Origin of the sequence: Streptomyces sp. NPDC052042, from assembly GCF_044548345.1 — a bacterium.
Taxonomy (GTDB): domain Bacteria; phylum Actinomycetota; class Actinomycetes; order Streptomycetales; family Streptomycetaceae; genus Streptomyces.
The window spans coordinates 109,219-129,216 of the sequence record NZ_JBIUBU010000015.1; the positions used below are offsets into that span (position 1 = coordinate 109,219).

14 protein-coding genes, 1 tRNA gene and 2 pseudogenes are annotated in these 19,998 nt (G+C 70.0%); 7 read left to right on the forward strand and 10 right to left on the reverse strand.

Annotation, left to right across the window (positions count from 1 at the left end; all coding sequences use genetic code 11):
* Positions 1-113: 113 nt before the first annotated feature.
* Positions 114-2,063 carry a DUF262 domain-containing protein gene (locus ACIHCL_RS23640; RefSeq protein WP_399864532.1) on the forward strand — a complete coding sequence of 650 codons (1,950 nt, stop codon included), beginning with the start codon at positions 114-116 and terminating at the stop codon, positions 2,061-2,063.
* A 7-nt stretch (positions 2,064-2,070) separates the two neighbouring features.
* Positions 2,071-2,253: pseudogene (locus tag ACIHCL_RS23645) on the forward strand (hypothetical protein); the annotation flags it as partial.
* Here ACIHCL_RS23645 and ACIHCL_RS23650 read toward each other — a convergent pair.
* The 5 genes and pseudogenes from ACIHCL_RS23650 to ACIHCL_RS23670 form a co-directional block, all read right to left on the reverse strand.
* A complete protein-coding gene (locus tag ACIHCL_RS23650) occupies positions 2,241-3,092 on the reverse strand; it encodes a RimK family alpha-L-glutamate ligase (protein ID WP_399864533.1) in 852 nt (283 codons plus the stop codon). The pseudogene ACIHCL_RS23645 and the gene ACIHCL_RS23650 sit on opposite strands and share 13 nt — an antisense overlap.
* Positions 3,093-3,306: 214 nt before the next feature.
* Positions 3,307-4,041 (reverse strand): annotated as a pseudogene (locus ACIHCL_RS23655) (RimK family alpha-L-glutamate ligase); the annotation flags it as partial.
* Between the two features lie 446 nt (positions 4,042-4,487).
* Positions 4,488-5,972 (reverse strand): HNH endonuclease, encoded by a 1,485-nt coding sequence (locus ACIHCL_RS23660; protein ID WP_399864534.1) that lies wholly within the window; start codon positions 5,970-5,972, stop codon positions 4,488-4,490.
* A 273-nt stretch (positions 5,973-6,245) separates the two neighbouring features.
* Positions 6,246-6,330 (reverse strand) — tRNA-Leu (locus tag ACIHCL_RS23665).
* 235 nt (positions 6,331-6,565) lie between these two features.
* Positions 6,566-7,531: a beta-ketoacyl-ACP synthase III gene (locus ACIHCL_RS23670; RefSeq protein WP_399864536.1), complete on the reverse strand. Its 966-nt coding sequence runs from the start codon at positions 7,529-7,531 to the stop codon at positions 6,566-6,568.
* A 358-nt stretch (positions 7,532-7,889) separates the two neighbouring features.
* Between ACIHCL_RS23670 and fdhD the strand changes: the two genes are divergently transcribed.
* Positions 7,890-8,735, forward strand: a complete 846-nt coding sequence (gene fdhD, locus ACIHCL_RS23675; protein ID WP_399864629.1) for a formate dehydrogenase accessory sulfurtransferase FdhD — start codon at positions 7,890-7,892, stop codon at positions 8,733-8,735.
* 179 nt (positions 8,736-8,914) lie between these two features.
* On the opposite strand, the gene ACIHCL_RS23680 is transcribed toward fdhD, so the two are convergent.
* The gene (locus tag ACIHCL_RS23680) at positions 8,915-10,099 is read right to left on the reverse strand and encodes a bile acid:sodium symporter family protein (protein ID WP_399864537.1); all 1,185 of its coding nucleotides are present in this window, start codon (positions 10,097-10,099) and stop codon (positions 8,915-8,917) included.
* A gap of 122 nt (positions 10,100-10,221) precedes the next feature.
* Here ACIHCL_RS23680 and ACIHCL_RS23685 point away from each other — a divergent pair, with 122 nt between their 5' ends.
* Both ACIHCL_RS23685 and ACIHCL_RS23690 read left to right on the forward strand, forming a co-directional pair.
* The gene (locus ACIHCL_RS23685) at positions 10,222-11,166 is read left to right on the forward strand and encodes a LysR family transcriptional regulator (protein ID WP_399864538.1); all 945 of its coding nucleotides are present in this window, start codon (positions 10,222-10,224) and stop codon (positions 11,164-11,166) included.
* Between the two features lie 322 nt (positions 11,167-11,488).
* On the forward strand, positions 11,489-13,288 hold the full coding sequence (locus ACIHCL_RS23690; protein WP_399864540.1) for an AMP-dependent synthetase/ligase: 1,800 nt from the start codon (positions 11,489-11,491) through the stop codon (positions 13,286-13,288).
* An 87-nt stretch (positions 13,289-13,375) separates the two neighbouring features.
* Here the strand turns inward: ACIHCL_RS23690 and ACIHCL_RS23695 are convergent, their stop codons facing one another.
* Both ACIHCL_RS23695 and ACIHCL_RS23700 read right to left on the reverse strand, forming a co-directional pair.
* Positions 13,376-14,641 carry a glycosyl hydrolase family 8 gene (locus ACIHCL_RS23695; RefSeq protein WP_399864541.1) on the reverse strand — a complete coding sequence of 422 codons (1,266 nt, stop codon included), beginning with the start codon at positions 14,639-14,641 and terminating at the stop codon, positions 13,376-13,378.
* Between the two features lie 9 nt (positions 14,642-14,650).
* Entirely contained in the window at positions 14,651-14,896 is a 246-nt protein-coding gene (locus ACIHCL_RS23700) for a hypothetical protein (protein WP_399864543.1), read from the reverse strand.
* 363 nt (positions 14,897-15,259) lie between these two features.
* On the opposite strand from ACIHCL_RS23700, the gene ACIHCL_RS23705 reads away from it, so the two are divergent.
* Entirely contained in the window at positions 15,260-16,096 is an 837-nt protein-coding gene (locus ACIHCL_RS23705; RefSeq protein WP_399864544.1) for an aldo/keto reductase, read from the forward strand.
* Between the two features lie 542 nt (positions 16,097-16,638).
* Here the strand turns inward: ACIHCL_RS23705 and ACIHCL_RS23710 are convergent.
* Positions 16,639-17,220: a hypothetical protein gene (locus ACIHCL_RS23710; RefSeq protein ID WP_399864545.1), complete on the reverse strand. Its 582-nt coding sequence runs from the start codon at positions 17,218-17,220 to the stop codon at positions 16,639-16,641.
* Positions 17,221-17,617: 397 nt separating this feature from the next.
* Positions 17,618-18,643, reverse strand: a complete 1,026-nt coding sequence (locus ACIHCL_RS23715; RefSeq protein ID WP_399864546.1) for a class I SAM-dependent methyltransferase — start codon at positions 18,641-18,643, stop codon at positions 17,618-17,620.
* Between the two features lie 220 nt (positions 18,644-18,863).
* Between ACIHCL_RS23715 and ACIHCL_RS23720 the strand changes: the two genes are divergently transcribed.
* A complete protein-coding gene (locus tag ACIHCL_RS23720) occupies positions 18,864-19,826 on the forward strand; it encodes a LysR family transcriptional regulator (protein WP_399864547.1) in 963 nt (320 codons plus the stop codon).
* Positions 19,827-19,998 lie beyond the last annotated feature (172 nt).

The following is a 19,998-nucleotide window of genomic DNA, read 5'->3' on the forward strand; positions in this document are numbered from 1 at the left end:
CCCAGGACACCCGGAGCAGGCCCGCGCAAGCACACCGACTGCTAGTTTTACCGAAGATCAGGTGCGGTTCTCGGTGGGGGGAATCCGCCGGGTTCGGAAGGCGGGCTACGGATATGCAGATCTCCCAGATCCTGGACAAGGTCGACGCGGGCGACATCGCTCTGCCGGAGTTCCAGCGCGGCTATGTGTGGACCCGCGAACAAGTACGCGGCTTCTTCCAGTCGTTGTACCGCGGCTACCCGATCGGCGGCTTCCTCACCTGGAGCACCAAGGCCGAGACGGCCGACACACGCGGCGGAACAACCGGCAAGGACGGCACCATTCAGCTGCTTCTGGACGGCCAGCAGCGGGTGACGACCCTGTACGGCGTGACCCGCGGTCGGCCGCCCCGCTTCTTCGAAGGCAACTCCTCGGCGCTGACCGGGCTGCACTTCAATCTACAGACGGAGTCCTTCGAGTTCTACGCGCCAGGGAAGATGAAGGGCAACCCTGTCTGGGTCGATGTCTCGGCACTGTTTCAGGGCGGCCTGGGCAGCCAGTTGCTCGCCGTTACTCAGCTCGCGGACCAGGACGCGGCATTGCAGGGGACCTTCATCGAGCGGCTCAACCGGATCACACAGATCAAGGATCGCACCGTCCATGTGGACGAGGTCACCGGTGCGGACAAGACCATCGACGTCGTCGTGGACATCTTCAACCGTGTGAACTCGGGTGGGACCAAGCTCTCCAAGGGAGATTTGGCACTGGCCGCCATCTGCGCCACCTGGCCGGCCGCGCGGCCCACCATGAACGAGGCGTTGGACAACTGGTCAGGCGCCGGTTTCGATTTCAAGCTCGACTGGCTGCTGCGCAATGTCAACGCCGTCCTCACGGGCGAGGCACAGTTCTCGAAGCTCGCGGATGTCGACGTGGCGCTGTTCCGCACCGGCCTGAAAGAAACCGTCGACTCGGTCTCGTACCTTCTGAACGCGCTCGGCGGACGTCTCGGGCTCGATCACGGACGGGTCCTGAACGGCCGGGCCGCGTTTCCCGTCATGAGCCGTCTGCTCCATCATCACGGCGGCCGGTTCCCGGATGCCATGACCCGTGACCGTCTCTTCCACTGGTACATCCACAGCTTCCTGTGGGGCCGTCACACCGGAGCCACCGAGACCACTCTCAACCAGGATCTGCAGGCACTCGACGACGGTGGCGTCGATCGGCTGATCGACGTACTGCGCCGCAGCCGGGGTGGTCTGCTCACGGTCCGTCCCGACGACTTCGTCGGCTCCAGCATGGGTTCCCGCTTCTATCCCCTTCTCTACCTGCTGACGCGGGTGTACGGGGCCCAGGACTTCGTCAGCGGTGTGCCCCTGCGGGACGGCATGCTGGGCCGCCTCAGCTCTCTCCAGGTGCACCACATCTTCCCCAAGGCCCGCTTGTACGAGCACGGATACAGCCGCGCCGAAGTGAACGCCGTGGCCAACTTCTGTTTCCTGACCCAGGACACGAATCTGCGGATCGGGGCGAAGAATCCGGCGGAATACCTGGAAGAGATCGAGACCCGCATGCCGGGCGCCCTGGCGACGCAATGGATCCCCATGGATCGGGCACTCTGGCGGATCGAGAACTATCCGGACTTCCAGGCCGCCCGCCGCGCGCTGCTGGCCGATGCCGCCAACCATTTCCTCCAGGGCCTCCACGACGGCCCCTCGCCGGTGGAGCTCCAGGGGCCGACCGCTCTCTCCACCACACGAACGGCCGTGTCGGTGGCCGGCTCGGACGATGACGAGGACATCCCGGGCCTGGCCGCTCTGCTGTCGGAACTCGCGGCGGCGGACCTGGCGGCACCGGAGCTGGACAGCGAGGTGAGCGACCCCCGCACGGGAGCCGCCATCACCGTCGCCGCCGCCTACTGGCCCCAGGGCCTCCATGGAGAGGTCGGCGTCCCCGTGGTCCTCGCCCCTGACACCACGTCCCAGGAGCAGGCTGCGCTGGAAGCCGGCGACTACCGTGTGTTCCACAGCACGGACGCCCTGCGTCGCTTCATCGACAACGCGCGCGCGGAACAGGTGGCGGTCTGAACGGACACTGCCGTACCCGCGTGCGGTGACCCCGGCCGACATCGACCGGCTCCAGTACGAGTCGGACCTGCTGGCGGAACGCTGCCTGCTGTTCGTCGCTTGCACGCGGGCCCGGGACGGGCTGCATGTGTCGTGGTCGGGCACCCCCAGCGAGTTCCTGGTGGAGGCCGGGGTGTGTCAGGCCTCGTAGGCGGGAGGACCGGGCCGGGAGCGCCGCAGTGCCAGGGCTGCCAGCGCCGCAGGGGCACCCTTCGGCCCGCGGATGCCCGGGAAGGCGTTGATGTCGACGGCGACGGGCGCCCCCTCGCGGTCCAGCACGTCGACGCCGTAGACGTCCAGGCCGAAGACCTCTCCCGTGTGGAGGGCGAGTCGGGTCCAGGACTGCGGCAGGTCACGGACCAGTGGCGTGGACCGTGCACCGTCCGGCGGGGCACCCACGGGTGCGGGGCGCACCCCCGCGAACACCTCTCCCGCGATCACCCACAGCTTGTGGTCCCAGCCGCTGTTCGCGACGAACTCCTGGAGGACGACGGGCTCGTCGGGCCACGTGGCGGCAAGATCCCGGAGTTCGGCCGGCCCGTCCACGCGGGCGACCAGGTCCGCGCGCCGGCTGTGGCGGCTCTTGACCATGAGCGGATAGCCGCTCTCCGGCCGCTCCGCTCCGTGGAGGGCTTCGGGCAGCGCGTCCAGGGTCCTCGTCCTGGGCATCGGCAGGCCGGCGCCTTCCGCCACCGCGGCGGTCCGGCTCCTGTCCTGGCACAGTTCCGTCGCGGCGGCGGAGTTCACCACCCGGGCACCGTGTGCCTCGAGGAATCGGGCCAGCACGAGTGCCCGGGGGGTATGAGCCTTGAGGAGGTAGACGTCGGCGAGATCGTCCGGGGTCACCAGTTCCGACGGGGTTCCGGTTCCGGTTCCGGTTCCGGTGTCCGGGTTCAGGAACGTCACCCGGTGCTCCGCCTCGATCAGTGCGGAAGCGGCTGCGGCGAACAGCGGATGATCCGGCTTGTCCGTCAGCAGACACACCCTCATATCTGCACGGCTCCCGGCACGGCTGCCAGCATGTCCGCTCCGGGGCCGGGGCCGGGTGCGGATGCGGATGAGGCAGTTCGTGGGGGATCTGCGGCTGCGCGGGAATGCGCGGAGCGCCGGCGAGCACGCCCGACCTGGCAGCGCCGCCCGTCCTGGCCAGGTCGAGGACGGCTCCGGCCAACCGGGATACGGCGTCGGGTACCTGGCGGAAGCTCGGGAAGTCGTTGATGTCGACGATCACGGGGCCGTCGGGGCCGAGCACCACGTCCACGCCGTACAGATCGAGGCCGAAGACCGCCCCCACCTTCGCCACCGCTGCGGCCACCTCCGCGGGCAGGGGGACGGCTCCCTCGTCGAGCGGCCCGTCCGGGTGGAGCGGGGAGCGGCGCAAGGTCGCGTGGAATTCGCCCGCGAGACAGTAGACCTTCAGGTCGGATCCGGAGTTGAACACATAGGGCTGTGCGATGAGTTGGCCCTCCCCCGCCTGCTCCGCCTCCGCCAGCCGCCCGGGGGCCGACACGAGCCGCACCCCGCGCCCCGAGCTCCCGTCGGCGGGCTTGACCACCAGTGGGAAGAGCTCGTCGGGAACAGCTGCGAACAGCGTGGCCCTCGGTGCCGAATGGGTCACCGGAACCGGTAGCCCGTGCTGTCGCGCGATGACCGATGTGAGGACCTTGTCGCGCACTGCGCGGATCGACCGCGCATCGTTCACTGTGGTCAGCCCCACAGCCGCCGCGGCCTCCAGCAGGGGGAGCCCGGGGCCGCCGGACACGGTCTTGAGCACCCAGGCGTCATGGGTCCCCGCCCGCACCTCTTCCGAGATCCGCAGTAGTGAGCTGCCGGGGCACACCACGTCCACCTGGTGTCCCCACGACGTCAGTCGTCGGACCACGTCAAGCGGCATGCTGTCATGCCGGTACAGCTCTTCGACGAGGAAGCAGAGCTTCATCCCAATACCCCTCGGTGCCCCATGAGATGAGGGCACGACGATGCCTTGCAGTGCTCTTCCGAACACCACCAGGGGGGCAACGCTACGTCACGCTCAGCCCAAGGCAACTGCCACCGGGCATTACTGATGGCACGTCACTTCATCCAAACAGGTCTCTATCGGGCGCGACCACGGTATGGACGGCCTTGCACCGACCGAGACCGCCGCACTGCCCGGGGCATCGACAGTGCCAGGGCAGCCGCAGCCGCAGCCGTCAGGATCCGTCTTTCGCCGCCACCGACTCGGGGATCAGGAAGAATGCCACCGTGACGAGGCCCAACAGGACCACGCCCCCGATCATGCCGGCGACAACAAAGAACTGGGAGCACGTCCGTCTCGGTAGGAGTCGAATTGTCCAACGGTTTCGACAACATGCCGTCGCGGCCCTACCAGTATCTTCGGCCAGCTCACCGATGTGTCCGTGGTGGGCTTGCCTTCCACGCTCGGTCGAGGGAATCGTCCCAAGTTCCGTCCCGGTCGAAGCTGGCGGCCCGGCAGCCACGGGACATGGACGCCGCGGCACTATGGCGCCAGGGAGCGTCCCCGATGCGGGCTATTGCGTGGCCGCAGTGTCGGCACACTGTGTACCCCATCAACTCATCAGCCAGTCGCTCGAACTGCACGGTGCGGTCTGCGACCTCTTCTGTGATGCCCCGCAGCACATCCTCGGCGCTGGAAACCCCCGCCGAGGCGATGATGTCGCGCACAAGTACCGCCGCTTCGGTGGCGATGTCAGCTCGGCGTGCGGCATCGACAAGGCTCTGCGCAGAACCGCTCTCAGGTGATTTGCGCACCGTCCGCTCGGCCAATTGAACCGACGGATGGCTCGACACCGATGACCGGCTCTCGCCGGCCTCAGGCTCCGCCACCCCATCTCGCAGGCGTCTACGAGCCACTTCGAAGGCCCAAGCCTCGGTGGATGCCTTCTTGGCGACATTGAAGTGTGTACTGGTCGCTGCATCCATCACCGTGTGGAACTCCTCCATCAGCGCGCCCCACTGGTCGCCGCCGGCGAAGTCCTCCGGGCACCAGCCGTAGTGACGCACGAGTTCGTCACGGACTCGACCGAAATGGTGAAGGCTCTTCCGCACGGGTCCGTGCGTGTCGATGCGGAGGCCGACCTGTTCCGCCTTGGCCAGCATCTCTGGCTCCACACCTTCCCACTTCATATGGCCATCGCGTTCACAGGCGTAGTCGACCCAGGACCAGAACGCCTCGGCGTCAGCGACATCGGGGGCCTCACGGTGGTGGTGTGGGCAGAGAAGGGCGAAGTTGCGCACATCGTTGGAACCGCCGAGCGACTCCGGGACAACGTGAGCCCTCTCCACCGGCGTCTGCCAGCAGATGAGACAGATCGGCTCATCGAGACCGAGGTAGTCGGCGATAGCCCGGACCGGAGGCCTGGATCGGCGTCGGTCCGGGTGGCTGTCCCGGTTGCGCACACGCAGTTCGCGGTGGTCGTAAGCGTGCTCACGGTCTGGGTCTCGTATGTTCAGGACGCCAGGGACGTCCTCACGCTGCGGCTCTGGGTTCCTTGCCTGGTAGAGGGGTGTGCTGATCTCCGAGAGGTAGGGGCTGAGGCAGCCCAGCACGAACTCGTAGATGATCTCCAAGGCCTCGGCGTCGTAGCCGCCGACGGCGTTGCGGTGCCCTTGAATGTCGAGGTAGAGGTAGCGCGGGGCGCCGGGGCTTGCAGCCGCAGCTTGCTTGAGAATCGAGAAGAGGCGGGTGGCGCACTTGGTGAAGTCCTCTTCGACCCGCATGTCGTGATACAGCGCGATGCCCTTCGTTTTTGCATCGGCTCCCGATCCCTCGGGTGGGGCCACCCCTTGGATGGGCTCGGAGCGGGCTGAGCGCTGACCCGGAGTCGGCTTCTGTGGGCTGTCGTTCATGAGCGCACAGTAGGTTGCGCGACTGACAGTCGGTGTTCGTAGCGTCTGACTCGGGGCGAGTTGGCCTGCAAGGGCCCGGGGCGCGGTGCCGGCTGTGACGTTTTTGCACAGGACTACTGGCCCGGGTTGTGGCCAGACACGGCTTCCCGTGCCAGCCGTATCGACCTTTCGTCCCTGGTCTGGCCTGGGGAATCCTGGGCCGTTGGCCACCTGGTTGGTCACTTCTCTGTCCAGAAAAGCAGAAAACCCCTGGTGAACAGGGGTCTCAGCTAGTGTCCGAGGGGGGACTTGAACCCCCACGCCCGATAAAGGGCACTAGCACCTCAAGCTAGCGCGTCTGCCATTCCGCCACCCGGACCAGGTGGTCGGCCCCGGTCTCCCGCGGCGACATGGAAAACAATACCAGGGGTTTGGGGTGCCTCTCACTCACGTTTCCGGTGGTCAGTGCGGTGCGGCGGGCCGCAGCGGATAGGGAGGGGCGGCGCGGCACCGTTCACACACACCGTCCTCGTACACCTACGCGGAGTGATGCCAGTGCGGCGCTACCCCGCGCACGCGCCCCCCCGTCCCACGTCGCGAGGGCACCCGGGCCCTCAGGGGCAACGAATCACCTGGCCCGCGTACGAGAGGTTCCCGCCGAAGGCGAACAGCAGCACCGGGACGCCGGTGTGCACCTCTCCGCGCTCCACCAGCTTGGAGAGGGCCATCGGGACGGAGGCGGCCGACGTGTTGCCGGATTCCACGACGTCCCGGGCGACGATCGCGTTGACCGCGCCGATCCTCCTGGCGACGGGCTCGATGATCCTGAGGTTCGCCTGGTGCAGCACCACCGCGGCCAGGTCCTCCGGCGCGACACCGGCCTTTTCGCACACCTTGCGGGCGATGGGCGGCAGTTGCGTGGTGGCCCAGCGGTACACGGACTGGCCCTCCTGCGCGAAACGTGGGGGCGTCCCCTCGATCCGTACCGCGTTCCCCATCTGCGGCACCGATCCCCACAGCACGGGGCCGATCCCGGGCCGGTCCCGACCGTCCGCCCCCGGACGGTCCCGGTCCGCGACGACGACCGCGGCACCGGCTCCGTCGCCGACGAGCACACAGGTGCTGCGGTCGGTCCAGTCCGCGACGTCCCCCATCTTGTCGGCGCCGATCACGAGGACGCGCTCGGCCGCACCGGCCCGGATGGTGTGATCGGCGGTGGCGAGGGCGTGGGTGAAGCCGGAACACACCACGTTGATGTCCATCACCGCGGGCGAGCCCATGCCGAGCCGGGCGGCGACCCGGGCCGACATGCTCGGCGAGCGGTCGATCGCGGTGGACGTGGCGACTAGGACCATGTCGATCTCGTCGGGCCGCAGCCCCGCCGAGGAGAGCGCCTTGGCAGCCGCGTTCGCGGCCAGTTCGTCGACCGGCTCGTCAGGGCCTCCCACGCGGCGGGTCCTGATACCGACGCGGCTGGTGATCCACTCGTCGCTGGTATCGACCATGGCCGCCAGGTCCTCGTTGGTGAGCACCCTGGCGGGCTGATAGTGGCCGAGCGCCACGACACGTGAGCCGGTCATGTACAGGTCCCCTCGCTACATACGGCAGGAATCATCCAGTCTTGGCCCCTACCGACCGGTACGGGGACACGTGTTCCCACAGGAATGACGCGCCGCTGTTGGAGGTCGGTCACAGCCCCGCCGTTCGTCCCGCTCCGATCCACCGAGGTCAGAGCCGTGCGACCACCGCTCCGGAGCCCGGACCTGTGGAGCCGCGGGCCGCCGGTCCGGCGCCGTCACGAGGCTGCGGGGACGCCGACCGCCGCCCTCCGCGCGCATGCCCTGCCGACCGCGATGGCAGACTCCCTGTACAGGACGACGACAGGACGGCGAGACGGCCGAGACCGCCTCACCGCACGACGAAATCGGGTTCATGGCTATGGGACGGGTCACCGAGCGCCGCCGCACCATCCGCATCCGGGACGGGGCCGTCTCCGCGCGCCCGGACACGCTCGTGGCCGAGGAGCCCCTGGAGATCCGGCTGAACGGCAAGCCGCTCGCCGTCACGATGCGCACCCCCGGCGACGACTTCGCGCTGGCGGCAGGCTTCCTGGTGAGCGAGGGCGTCGTCGGCGACGGCTCCGACGTGCAGTCGATCGTCTACTGCGCCGGGGCGACGACGGACGGCGTGAACACCTACAACGTGGTGGACGTGAAGCTCGCGCCCGGCGTCCCGGATCCCGGCATCACTCTTGAGCGCCACGTGTACACCACGTCGTCCTGCGGCCTGTGCGGCAAGGCGAGCCTGGACGCGGTCCGCACCACCACCCGGCATCCGATCGCCGACACTCCCCCGCTCCTGGTCGAGCCCGCCCTGCTCGCCGCCCTCCCCGACCGGCTGCGTGCCGCGCAGCGGGTCTTCGACCGCACGGGGGGCCTGCACGCCGCGGCACTGTTCTCCGAGACGGGCGAACTCCTCGACGTCCGGGAGGACGTCGGCCGGCACAACGCGGTGGACAAACTGGTCGGCCGGGCCCTCACCGACGGCCGCCTGCCGCTGTCCCGGACGATCCTGCTGGTGTCGGGGCGGGCCTCGTTCGAGCTGGCTCAGAAGGCCGTGATGGCCGGGATCCCGATGCTCGCGGCGGTCTCGGCGCCGTCGTCCCTCGCCGTGGACCTGGCGGCCGAGACCGGACTGACCCTGGTGGGCTTCCTGCGGGGCCCGTCCATGAACGTGTACGCGGGCGAGCACCGCATCGCCCTGGAGGCGGCGGACCGGGAGTGACGCGCCGCGGCCCGGTCGCACGCGCCCAGCGGGCCGGTCGGCACCCCCACCCAGGCACGCGCCGCAGCAGGCCCGGCCGGATCGGCCTCGGCCCTCGGCCGCGGGCGGCCTCCCGATCCGGAGGCCGCACGTACGGCCGGGCCTCGGGCACCCGACCTCCGCCTCCCGTCCCGGCGGGTTCAGCGCTGCGTCCCGGCTCCCTCGGCCACCGGACCGCGCTTCCCGGTCTCCTCGGCCGTCGCGTCGCCCGGCCTCCGTACCCGCCCCTCGGGGGCATCCGCCTCCCCGTCTGCCCGCGGCTTCCCGCCGGCCCGAGACCCGACGGCGGCTTCCGGCTCCCCACCGTCACCCGGCGCCGCAGAGGTCCCCGAGCGCTCCGGGCCTGCCTCCGGCTCGTCGCGCGAGCGGCGCTTGGCGAGCACCGCGCACACCATCAGCTGCATCTGGTGGAAGAGCATCAGCGGCAGCACGGCGAGGGACGCCTGCGCGCCGAAGAGCACGCTCGCCATCGGCAGTCCGGAGGCGAGGCTCTTCTTCGATCCGGCGAACTGGATGGCGATCCGGTCCTCCCGGTCGAACCCGATCCGTTTCGCCCCGTACCAGGTCAGCATGAGCATCAGCGCGAGCAGCAGAGCCTCGGCGGCGAGCAGTCCCGCGAGCCGGGCCGGGGTGACCTGGTGCCAGATGCCCATGACCACGCCCTCGCTGAACGCCGTGTACACGACGAGCAGGATCGAACCGCGGTCGACGTGACCGAGGATCTTCTTGTGGCGGACGAGGAAGCCGCCGATCCAGCGGCGCAGCAGCTGCCCGGCCACGAACGGCAGCAACAGCTGGACCCCTGTCCTCAGCAGCGCGTCCGCCGAGAACCCGCCCCCACTGCTGCCGAGCAGCGCCGCGGCGAGCAGCGGGGTGAGGAAGATGCCCGCGATCGACGAGAAGGACCCCGCGCAGATCGCCGCGGGCACGTTGCCGCGGGCGATCGAGGTGAAGGCGATCGACGACTGGACCGTCGAGGGGACGAGGCAGAGGAAGAGGAAGCCGCTGTGGAGCTGCGGCGTCAGGACGTACGGCACCAGCCCCCGGGCCGCCAGGCCGAGCAGCGGGAACACCACGAAGGTGCAGGCCAGAACGGTGAGGTGGAGCCGCCAGTGCCTCAGTCCGTCGATGACCTCGGCGGTGGAGAGCCGGGCGCCGTAGAGGAAGAAGAGAAGGGCGATCGCTCCGGTCGAGGCACCGCCCGCGGCCTCCGCGGCAGCACCCGAGGCCGGCAGTACCGCCGCGACCGCGATCGTGGCGATCAGCGCCAGGATGTACGGATCGACCGGCAGCCACGGCGGCATCCTCGGGGTGCGGCGGCTCATGTGCTCCACGCGTTCTCTCGGGATCTGTTCCTACCCTGCCCATCCTGCCGACCGCCCAGGGTGATCGGGAATCCCGCATACCGCTCTCACTGTCATCACGATGCGCGATAACCTGGTCTGTCATGTACGACCCCGCACAGCTCAGGACGTTTCTCGCCGTCGCCCAGACGTTGAGTTTCACCCAGGCCGCACGCCGGCTGGGGGTGCGGCAGTCCACGGTGAGCCAGCATGTGCGGCGGCTGGAGGAGGCGACGGGGCGGCAGCTGTTCTCCCGCGACACCCACCGGGTCGAGCTCACCCCGGACGGCGAGGCGATGCTCGGTTTCGCCCGGACGATACTGGAGGCCCACGAGCGGGCCGCGGCCTTCTTCGCGGGTACCCGGCCGCGCGGGCGGCTGCGGTTCGGGGCCGGCGAGGACTTCGTGCTGACCCGGCTGCCGGAGATCCTGGAGTCCTTCCGCCGCGACCATCCGGAGGTCGAACTGGAGCTGACGGTGGAGCTCTCCGGCATCCTGCACCAGCGACTGGCGGCGGGCCGGCTCGATCTGGTGCTCGCCAAGCGGCGGGTCGGCGACACGCACGGGAAACTGGTCTGGCGGGACGCGCTGACCTGGATCGGCGCACCACGGCTGCGGATCGACCCGGACCGTCCGGTTCCGTTGGTGCTCTACCCACCGCCGGGCATCACCCGGGCCCGCGCCCTGGAGGCCCTGGAGGAGCACGGCAGGTCCTGGCGGATCGCCTGTACCAGTGCCAGCCTCAACGGACTGATCGCGGCGGCCCGCGCCGGGCTCGGTGTGATGGCCCACAGCCGCGGCCTGGTACCGCCGGGCCTGGTGCCACTTCCCGCCAGATCCGGTCTGCCCGATCTGGGCGGGGTGGACTTCGTCCTGCTGCACGGCCGCCGCCGGGACGGATCGCCGAAGGCCGACGGTACGCAGGAGGCCGCGGACGCTCTGGTGGCGGCGATCCTGGCGGGCGCCGACCGGCTGATCCGCAACGTCGGTTCCGTCGGCCCGGTCGGGGACGGGGTGATCCGGGCGGCCGACGGCCGGGACGGGTCCTGACCGTCCCGCCGACCCGCGCGGCCGAGCCCGGACCGGGGTGGCCGGGCCGGTACCAATCCCCCGGTATCCACCGCATCCGTCCCGAACACGAGTGATAGCCGCGTACACATTCGGTGGAGATTCCGGATCCGGCCCCTTACCCGGTGGTCTCAGCCACGTCCGAGCCTTGCCCATCTGGCCGGATATCGGTGGTCGGCCCTCGGTGTGCGCCGGCGTCCGCCGGTCCGGGGCCCTCCCGTCGCGCCGCCCGTTGGGGTAGCGTCACGGCGCTGTGCGAAGCGCCACGAGGAGCAGGTCATTGCGCGATTTCACGATCCCACCCATGCCGGCCGCTCCCCTCGTGGGCGGGTTGGCCGACGTGGTGTTCGACTACGCCGAGGAGGAGCCCGACCGCATCGCGCTCGGCCGCAAGGACGCGGACGGGAACTGGCGGGATGTCACCGCGGCGACGTTCCGCGACGAGGTGCTCGCGCTGGCCAGGGGGCTGATCGCGCACGGCGTCCGGTTCGGTGACCGGGTGGCCCTGATATCGCGCACCTGCTACGAGTGGACGCTCTTCGACTTCGCCCTGTGGACGGTCGGCGCCCAGTCCGTGCCGGTGTATCCGACGTCCTCGGCGGAGCAGGTGCACTGGATCCTGCACGACGCCGCGGTGTCCGCCGTCATGGTCGAGCACGAGGACCACGCGATGACGGTGGCGTCGGTGATCGACCGGCTGCCCGGCCTCAAGCGCCTCTGGCAGCTCGACGCCGACGTGGTGACCGAACTGTCCGAAGCGGGCGCACGGGTCGAGGACGCGGTCGTGCACCGCCACCGACGTGCGGTGACGCCCGAATCGGTGGCGACCGTCATCTACACCTCCGGGACCACGGGGCGGCCGAAGGGCTGCGTGCTCACGCACGCCAACTTCATGTTCGAGACGGACACCATGGCCTCCCGCTGGAAGTCGGTCTTCCACTCCCGGCCGGGCGATGAGGCGGTGACCCTGCTCTTCCTGCCGCTGGCGCACGTCTTCGGCCGCATGGTCGAGGTCGCGGCGGTGCGCGGCAAGGTGAAGCTGGGCCACCAGCGGGAACTGTCGGCGAAGGCCCTGATGCCGGACCTCGTCTCGTTCCGGCCGACGTTCGTCCTCGCCGTGCCGTACGTCTTCGAGAAGATCTTCGACGCCGCCCGGCGCCAGGCCGAGAGCGAGGGCCGGGTCGGCGCGTTCGACAAGGCGGTGGAGGTCGCCGTCGCGTACGCCGAGGCGATGGAGGCGAGGGCGTTCGGCACGGGTCCGGGACCGTCGGCCGGGCTGCGCGTGCAGCACCAGTTCTTCGACAAGGTCGTGTACCGGAAGATGCGCGAGGCGTTGGGCGGCCGGATCCGGCACGCCATGTCCGGCGGGTCCGGGATGCACCGGCGGCTCGGGCTGTTCTTCGAGGGCGCGGGGGTCACCGTGTACGAGGGGTACGGCCTGACCGAGTCGACCGCGGCGGCCACCGCCAACCCGCCCGAGCGCACACGGTACGGCACCGTCGGGCAGCCGGTACCGGGTACCACGGTGCACATCGCGGAGGACGGCGAGGTGTGGGTGCACGGCGCCCACGTCTTCGCGGGCTACCTGGGCGATCCGCAGGCCACCGCGGCGGTGCTGCGCGACGGCTGGCTGGCCACCGGAGACCTGGGATCGCTCGACGCGGACGGCTATCTGACGATCACCGGGCGGAAGAAGGAGATCCTGGTGACGTCGGGCGGCAAGAGCGTGTCCCCGGCCGCTCTGGAGGAGCGGGTGCGCGCGCATCCGCTGGTCGCGCAGTGCCTCGTGGTCGGCAACGACCGGCCGTTCGTCGCGGCCCTGGTCACCATCGACCAGGAAGCGGTGGAGCACTGGCTCACCCTGCAGGGCCGAAGGCCGCTGCGGCCGGAGGAGCTGGTGCGCGACCCGGGCCTGGAGAAGGAGATCCGACGCGCGGTGGTGGCCGCCAACACGGCGGTGTCCCAGGCCGAGTCGATCCGTACGTTCCGGATCCTGGCGCGCCCGTTCAGCGAGGAGCACGGTCTGCTCACCCCGTCGCTCAAGCTGAAGCGCAAGGCGATCGAGACGGCGTACGCGGCGGAGGTCGAGGCGTTGTACCGCTGAGGCGGCGTCACAACGCCCCGGCCTCCTACCGGCGCCCCCGTCCCGCTCCGGGCCGCGGCACGCGTGCGGCCCGGAGCCGAACTCCCGTCAGGGCACCCAGTAGTTGCCGGACGCGACGATCATGGACTGGAGCTGGATGCTTCCGCCGTAGTAGGAACCCGGGTCGATCGCGGTGCCCGCCATCTTCTTCCACAGGGCGTCGAGCCATGCCTGGGAACCGGGGTCGGTCAGCGCGGCCACGGCGAACGGGGCGGTGAAGGCCATGTCGCGGCCGCTGTCGAACGCGCTGCCGTTGAGGCGGTACCCGCTGACGATCTTGTTGGGATCGCCACCGGTCTTCGACTTGATCCAGGAGTTCATCTTGCGTGCCGAGGCGAGCGACGCCGAGTCCCCACTGGTGACGGCGTCGGCACCGATGCGCCACGGGTCACGGCAGGCGTTCCAGGCGTAGTCGCCGTCGTTGGGCCCCTCCAGGACCTCGCCCGGTGCGGGCTTGGCCGTTCCATTGGTGTTGACGACGAAGTCCGCCAACAGCCCCGTGCTCGCCGCGTACTTGGACTGCTGCTCGGTGATCAGCTTCTGATGAGCGGTGCGCACGGTGTCCCAGGTGCCGTCGCCGGTGGCCTTCTTGAAGGCGCGGAAGTGGTCGAGCATCCAGTCCGAGGAACGGGTCATCCAGTAGTGGGATTCCCCGGAGCCCGACCAGTCACCGAGCAGGGTGAGGTGGGTGGTGGGGTTGATCTCGCTCTTCTTGATGGCGTTGATGCGCTTGACCGCGAGGTCCTTGTAGTTGTAAGTGCCGGACGAGCCCCACTGCTTGTCGGCGAGGAGCAGCCCGAAGGCGACGTCGAGGTCGCCGTCGGTCGCGGAGTCGGATCCGTTGACGCTCTTGCAGGAGGAGTTCTGCTCGGCGGCGAGGAGGTTGGAGTTGTTGACCGACGGGTGCGCGAGCACGTACTTCACCAGGCCGTCGAAGATGGTCTTCGCGTCCGGGTCCGCACCCGCCATCGTCGCCGTGACGACCATGCCGTAACCCTGGGCCTCGGCGACATAGGGGTGGTCGGCGTCCGGCGAGATGACCTCGTACCAGCCGTTGCCGCAGTTCTTCTTGACGAACGCGGCCTTCCAGGCGTTGTACGTCTTGACCACGGCCTGGTCGAGCGCGGACCGGGAGCCGGACGGCTTCAGCGTTCCCGCGGCGTACGGGAAGGTGTGGCTGCCGAAGGGCACCGCGGGGCCCGCGGCGGCTGCGGCCTGGGCCGCGGTCGAGGACGACGGGGGAAGCAGGGGAAGCAGCAGTCCGGCGGTGAGCGCCGCCCCGCCGACGGTGAGTTTCTTCCTGGTGATGTGCATGGGACCTCCTCAGCCCTGGTGTACGACGGCGATGTCGGTGAACGGGATCCGGAGCACCCTGCCGCACGCGTCCTCGCGACGGGCGCCCGGTCCGGCCGGGGCCGTCCCCGCGGTCCCGCACGTCACGGCCCCGGCCGGGCCGTCGGCCTCCGTGGCAATGGACGCCTTCGGGACCTGCCCCAGCAGAGGCAGAAGCAGACAGCTCAGGCCGGCGAGCACGGCAGCCGTACGGCGCGGGGGTCGGGCAGCGCGCACGGATGCTCCCTTCCAGATCCGGGTTAGGAAAGGTTCCTAACCATCACTGCATGGGATTCCCTGAAGAGCGATCTGTCAATGCTTCTCGCAGGATCGAAAATCAGTTCCCGTACGCGAGTTGGCAGGATTCCGGACACCTCGGGCAGAGATCGCGGCAGCCGGGGCGGAATCGGGCGGCGGCAGGCGGAACCACTGAGGCCCCCCGCCGGCCGGACCGTCGGCCGCCTCGCCGACCGGGCCCCGGGCCCGGGCGGCGCGGACCGGACAGGTCACCGTCGCGGACGCCGGGCGGCCGGGGAATGCATGGCGCACCGTGATCGTTGACCATGGGAACGCAACCTACGACGTAAGGATCGACCGCTCGTGAGCAAGGTCCCCTCCATCACGCTCAACAACGGTGTCGAGATGCCGCAGCTCGGTTTCGGTGTCTGGCAGGTGCCGGACGACGAGGCCGCGAAGGCGGTCGCGACGGCCATCGAGTCCGGGTACCGGAGCATCGACACCGCCGCGATCTACGAGAACGAGAAGGGCACCGGCCGGGCCGTGGCGGCCTCCGGTGTCGCCCGTGAGGAACTCTTCATCACGACGAAGCTCTGGAACACCGAGCAGGGGTACGACTCCACCCTGCGCGCCTTCGACGCCTCGCTCGACAAGCTGGGCACGGACTACGTCGACCTGTACCTGATCCACTGGCCGGTTCCGGCGAAGGACGCCTACGTCGACACGTACAAGGCGATCGAGAAGATCTACTCCGAGGGCCGCGCGAAGGCCATCGGGGTCTCGAACTTCCTCCCGGAGCACCTGGAGCGCCTGCTCGGCGAGACGTCCGTGGTACCGGCCGTCAACCAGATCGAGCTCCACCCGCAGCTCCAGCAGGCCGAGTCGCGCACCTTCCACGCCGCGCACGGCATCGCGACCGAGGCGTGGTCCCCGCTGGGGCAGGGCAAGGGCCTCCTTGAGGTGCCCACCATCGTCGCGATCGCGCGGAAGCACGGCCGCACGCCCGCTCAGGTGGTGCTTCGCTGGCACGTCCAGACCGGCAACGTGGTGATCCCGAAGTCCGTGACGCCGTCGCGGATCGTCGAGAACATCGCCGTGTTCGATTTCGAACTGGATGCCGACGACCTCGCCGCGATCGCCGCACTGGACGAGGGCAAGCGTCTGGGCCCGAACCCGGCCGAATTCAACCTCGGCGCCTGAGCCGCGCCACGCCACCGACCTGGCGGGGCGCCGGGAACGCGCCCCTGACGGTCACACGGGCCGTCGCCCGGTCGGGCGACGGCCCGCCCCTTGAGACACGCGGCGCCGCAGGGGCGTCCGCGTACCGGTACGGCGGGTCGGGAGAGCGGGCAGGTGACCACGCCGCCCGGGCTTCACCCCTCCGCGGCGAACACGCCGGGAGGGGGGTCGGCATCCGCAGGGCCCGGCCGCGCGCGACCGGCCGGGTCCTGACGGCCGGGACGTGGGCGGCGTCTGCCACGCCGGCACCACGTTCGGCCCCGATCGCGGTCCCCACCCGGGGCCGCGACCGAGTACCAGGAGCCGGGAGTCGCACGCGGCGTGGCCGCTGCGGTCGGCTGGCAGTGCCTCACCGTCCGGCTTTAGTATGGCGAGGCAGGTGGATGTAACCGTCAGGCGTTATCAGGTGTGGGTATCCGGGACCGGGGTCACGGCTCTGGATGCCCTGACTGGAACCCCGGCCCGATTCCGGCGGGCCGGGGTTCTACGTCGGGACCGGGCCGTCACCATTCCTCGCCGTACCCGTAGTCGTCGTAGTCGTCGTAGCCGTCATGACCGCCGCGGTGGTGGCGGTGCTCGATCACGCGGAAGCTGCCGACCACACCGTTCTCCACGCACACACTGTCCTTGACCCGGCCCGGACGGACACCGTCGCTGGAGCTCCACGGCCCGACGGTGGCGATGGGGGCACCGTTGTCGCAGGTGACGCCACGGAACACCTCGATGCTCCGGTGGCTCTCGTTGCGGATGTTGAGACTGGTGGAGCCGAGACCGCTGACCACGGTCACGCAGCCGCCCGGGTGGTCGGAGTACGTCCGCTCGTTGATGTGGATGCGACCCTCATGGTGGTGCCGGTGGTGGCGGCGCTTCTCGTGGCCACCCCCGTAGCCCCCGCCCCCCTTGCCCTTGCCCTCGTTGCCCTTGCCGGCGTCGCCGCCCTCGGGAGCCGAAACGGGAGCGGCCTGCTGAACGACCGGGGCTGCCGCGACCTGCGCGGCCGCGGCCGAGGCGTACGTGATCCCGGTGGCGGCCATGGCCGCGGCAGCCGCGACTGCTGCGGTGACCATCGTGGAGCGAGTAACCATGTCGCTTCTCCTGTCTCAGAGAGGTCGGCTGAGCAGTCGACCCGGAATGAAAGTACTTACGACTTTTCATACCTGTCATACCGGACACGTTGAACGTCGACACCGACCCTCCGATCGAGGTACACGCCGTACGCCAGATGCTATTTCCAGATAATCCGATAATTCTCCAATCTCCTGGCAATGTGGGGGAATTGATGTGCAGTTAACCTGTCCAGGGGACTTTCTGATGCCCGCTCACCCCGGCGGCAGCGTGTCTTGTCTTGACACGGCCCGAATAGTGCGGGTCATTCAAGGCCCAGCCCCCTCCATTTCCGCACGGAACGTGTTCCGCGGCCCTGTCGAAAGCCATCGCCGCCCGGTCTTCTCCAGCCGGACGTTCCCCCTCCGGCTCGGCCTTTCACCGGCCGGAAGCGGCCCGTCGGCCCAGGTGCACCGTGCGCGCCATGAGCAGGAAGACATCGGGGCGGCGGCGCAGGCCGGCCGGGTCCTCGGGGTCGAGCAACCGGTCCAGCACCTCGATGTCCTCGGCCTCGAGAACGCCTTCGAGCATCTCGCGGCGCCGGGTGAACCCGTCGAGGACATGGTCTCGCGCCTGCTCGGACAGCGGTGCCGGAAGGTCGAGCAGGAAGCTGCGGGCGCCCTGCGGACGCAGCCCCGCCGTGGTGAGCAGGGCGCTCCAGTCCTCGGTCTCGCGTCGGCTGCCGGGCAGGGACGCCCGCATCGTCTCGAACCAGTCCGCCGTGGCCGCCTCGATCCTGGCCTCCAGCCCCGGCCGCCCCATGCCCGGGTCGCGCGGCAGGTGACGGGCCGCCAGTCCGCCCTCGGCCAGGGCGACGACGCCGCCGGGGCGCAGCAGCCCGGAGAATCCGGCGAGGACCGCACCCTGGTCTCCCATGTGGTGCAGAGCGTTGCCCATCCAGATCAGGTCCGCCTCCCCCAGCAGTTCGAGTTCGCCGGGAAGGTCGGCGCGCTGCGTGCGCACGCGTTCGCCGAGGCCGAGCCGTTCGGCGCGGGCCAGGGTGCGCTCCAGCAGGGCCCCGGCGCCGTCGACGGCGACGACCTCGGCCTCGGGGAACACCTCGGCCAGCAGGCAGGTGATGACGCCGGGACCGCTGCCGATGTCGAGGATCCGGCGCACCTCCGGGGCTTCGGGCAGCCCGGCGATCCAGTTGGCCGCCGCCTCGTACTGCGGACGGCACAGCTCCCCCTCCCGCTCCAGCACCGGGGCCATGGCGTCCCAGTCCATGTCGGTGTCACCGTGGCGATGCCCGGAGGCCGCGCCGTGTCCGTGGCCGTGCCCATGGACGTGCGCGGGGCGGGCGGTGTCGTGGTGGGGTCCGCTCTCGGCGGGCTCCTGTCCGGGGTGCTGCCGTCGGCCGTCCGCGGCGTCGTGCTGAGGCATGTGTCCGTTGTGCTCGCTCATGGGGACAGCCTCACCGCCCCCGGACACGTCGGCAAGGTTTGTTGCCGATCCGGCAAGCCGGTGTCGCCCGGTGCTTCCGGACCGCCCCTCGTACGCGACGGGTCGGCACCTCGCACGCGGCGGCCCGGTTCCGGTATGTGATCGGGCGGCTCCGGACGGATCGGCACCGATTGGACAACAACATATTGCCGGTACGCCATCTGGGCCATAACTTGCGTTTATGGAGCTGGAGTTGCGCCATCTGCGTACCGTACGTGCCATTGCCGACACCGGAAGCCTGACGAAGGCGGCCGCGACCCTCGGGCTTGCCCAACCCGCGCTGAGCGCGCAGTTGCGGCGGATCGAGAAGGCGCTCGGCGGCCCGCTCTTCGAGCGCGACCACACCGGTGCCCGGCCCACACCGCTCGGGGAGCTGGTCCTGGAACGGGCCAGGGTGGTGCTGCCCGCGGTCAGCGAGCTCCAGCAGGAGGCGGTGCGGTTCGCCAACGCCTGCGGTCCGATGGAGCGCTTCCGGCTCGGCGGCACGCACGGCCCGTTGCTGGGCGGACTGGTCGACCGCCTGGTCACCGCGCATCCGAAGGCGCCCGTGTCGACGTACACCACATGGTCTGAGGCGGAGATCGCCTCTCAACTCGTCGACGGCCGGCTCGACTTCGGACTGATCGGGGTCTGCGGGGAGAGTCCGCCGCCCGCGAACGACCGCTTGACCTGGCAGTTGATCGGGATCGACCCGGTGTTCGTCATGCTGCCGGAGACACACCCGCTCGCCTCCCGACAGGAACTCGACCTCGCCGCCCTGGCGGACGAGTGCTGGGCGGACGTGCCGGGCGACGGCTGCTTCGCGGACTGCTTCGTCAGCGCCTGCGCACGGGCCGGATTCAGCCCGGTCTCGGTGTACGAGACGGACACGGTGTCCGTCGTCCACCTGGTCCAGGTGGGGCGAGCGATCGGCCTGTGCCGGGCGACGTTCCCACCGACGCCGGGGCTGGTGACCCTCCCGATCGCGGGTACGCCGCTGACCTGGCGCCATCTGCTGGGCTGGCACCCGCGTTCCGCGGCGGCCGCGTCGGCGGCCGGCGGGGTGAGCGGGCACACGCTGACGGCGTACACGGCCGCGGTGGAGCGCAGCGAGAGCTATGCCGGTTGGCTCGCCACGCATCCGGGGTTCGGCCCCGCGACGTGACCCGCCGGGTGCCCGGGCGTCCCGATGCCCGGGCACCCTGATCCCCCCGCGCCCCGTACCCCGCCACCACCCGCGTCCGTACCGGGAGCCCCTCGGCCCTCCCGCGGTCGGCCGGTGCTCCGGCCGGGAAGGATCGCCGGGCGGCGCGGGGCGTCCGGTGTGGTGCATCGCA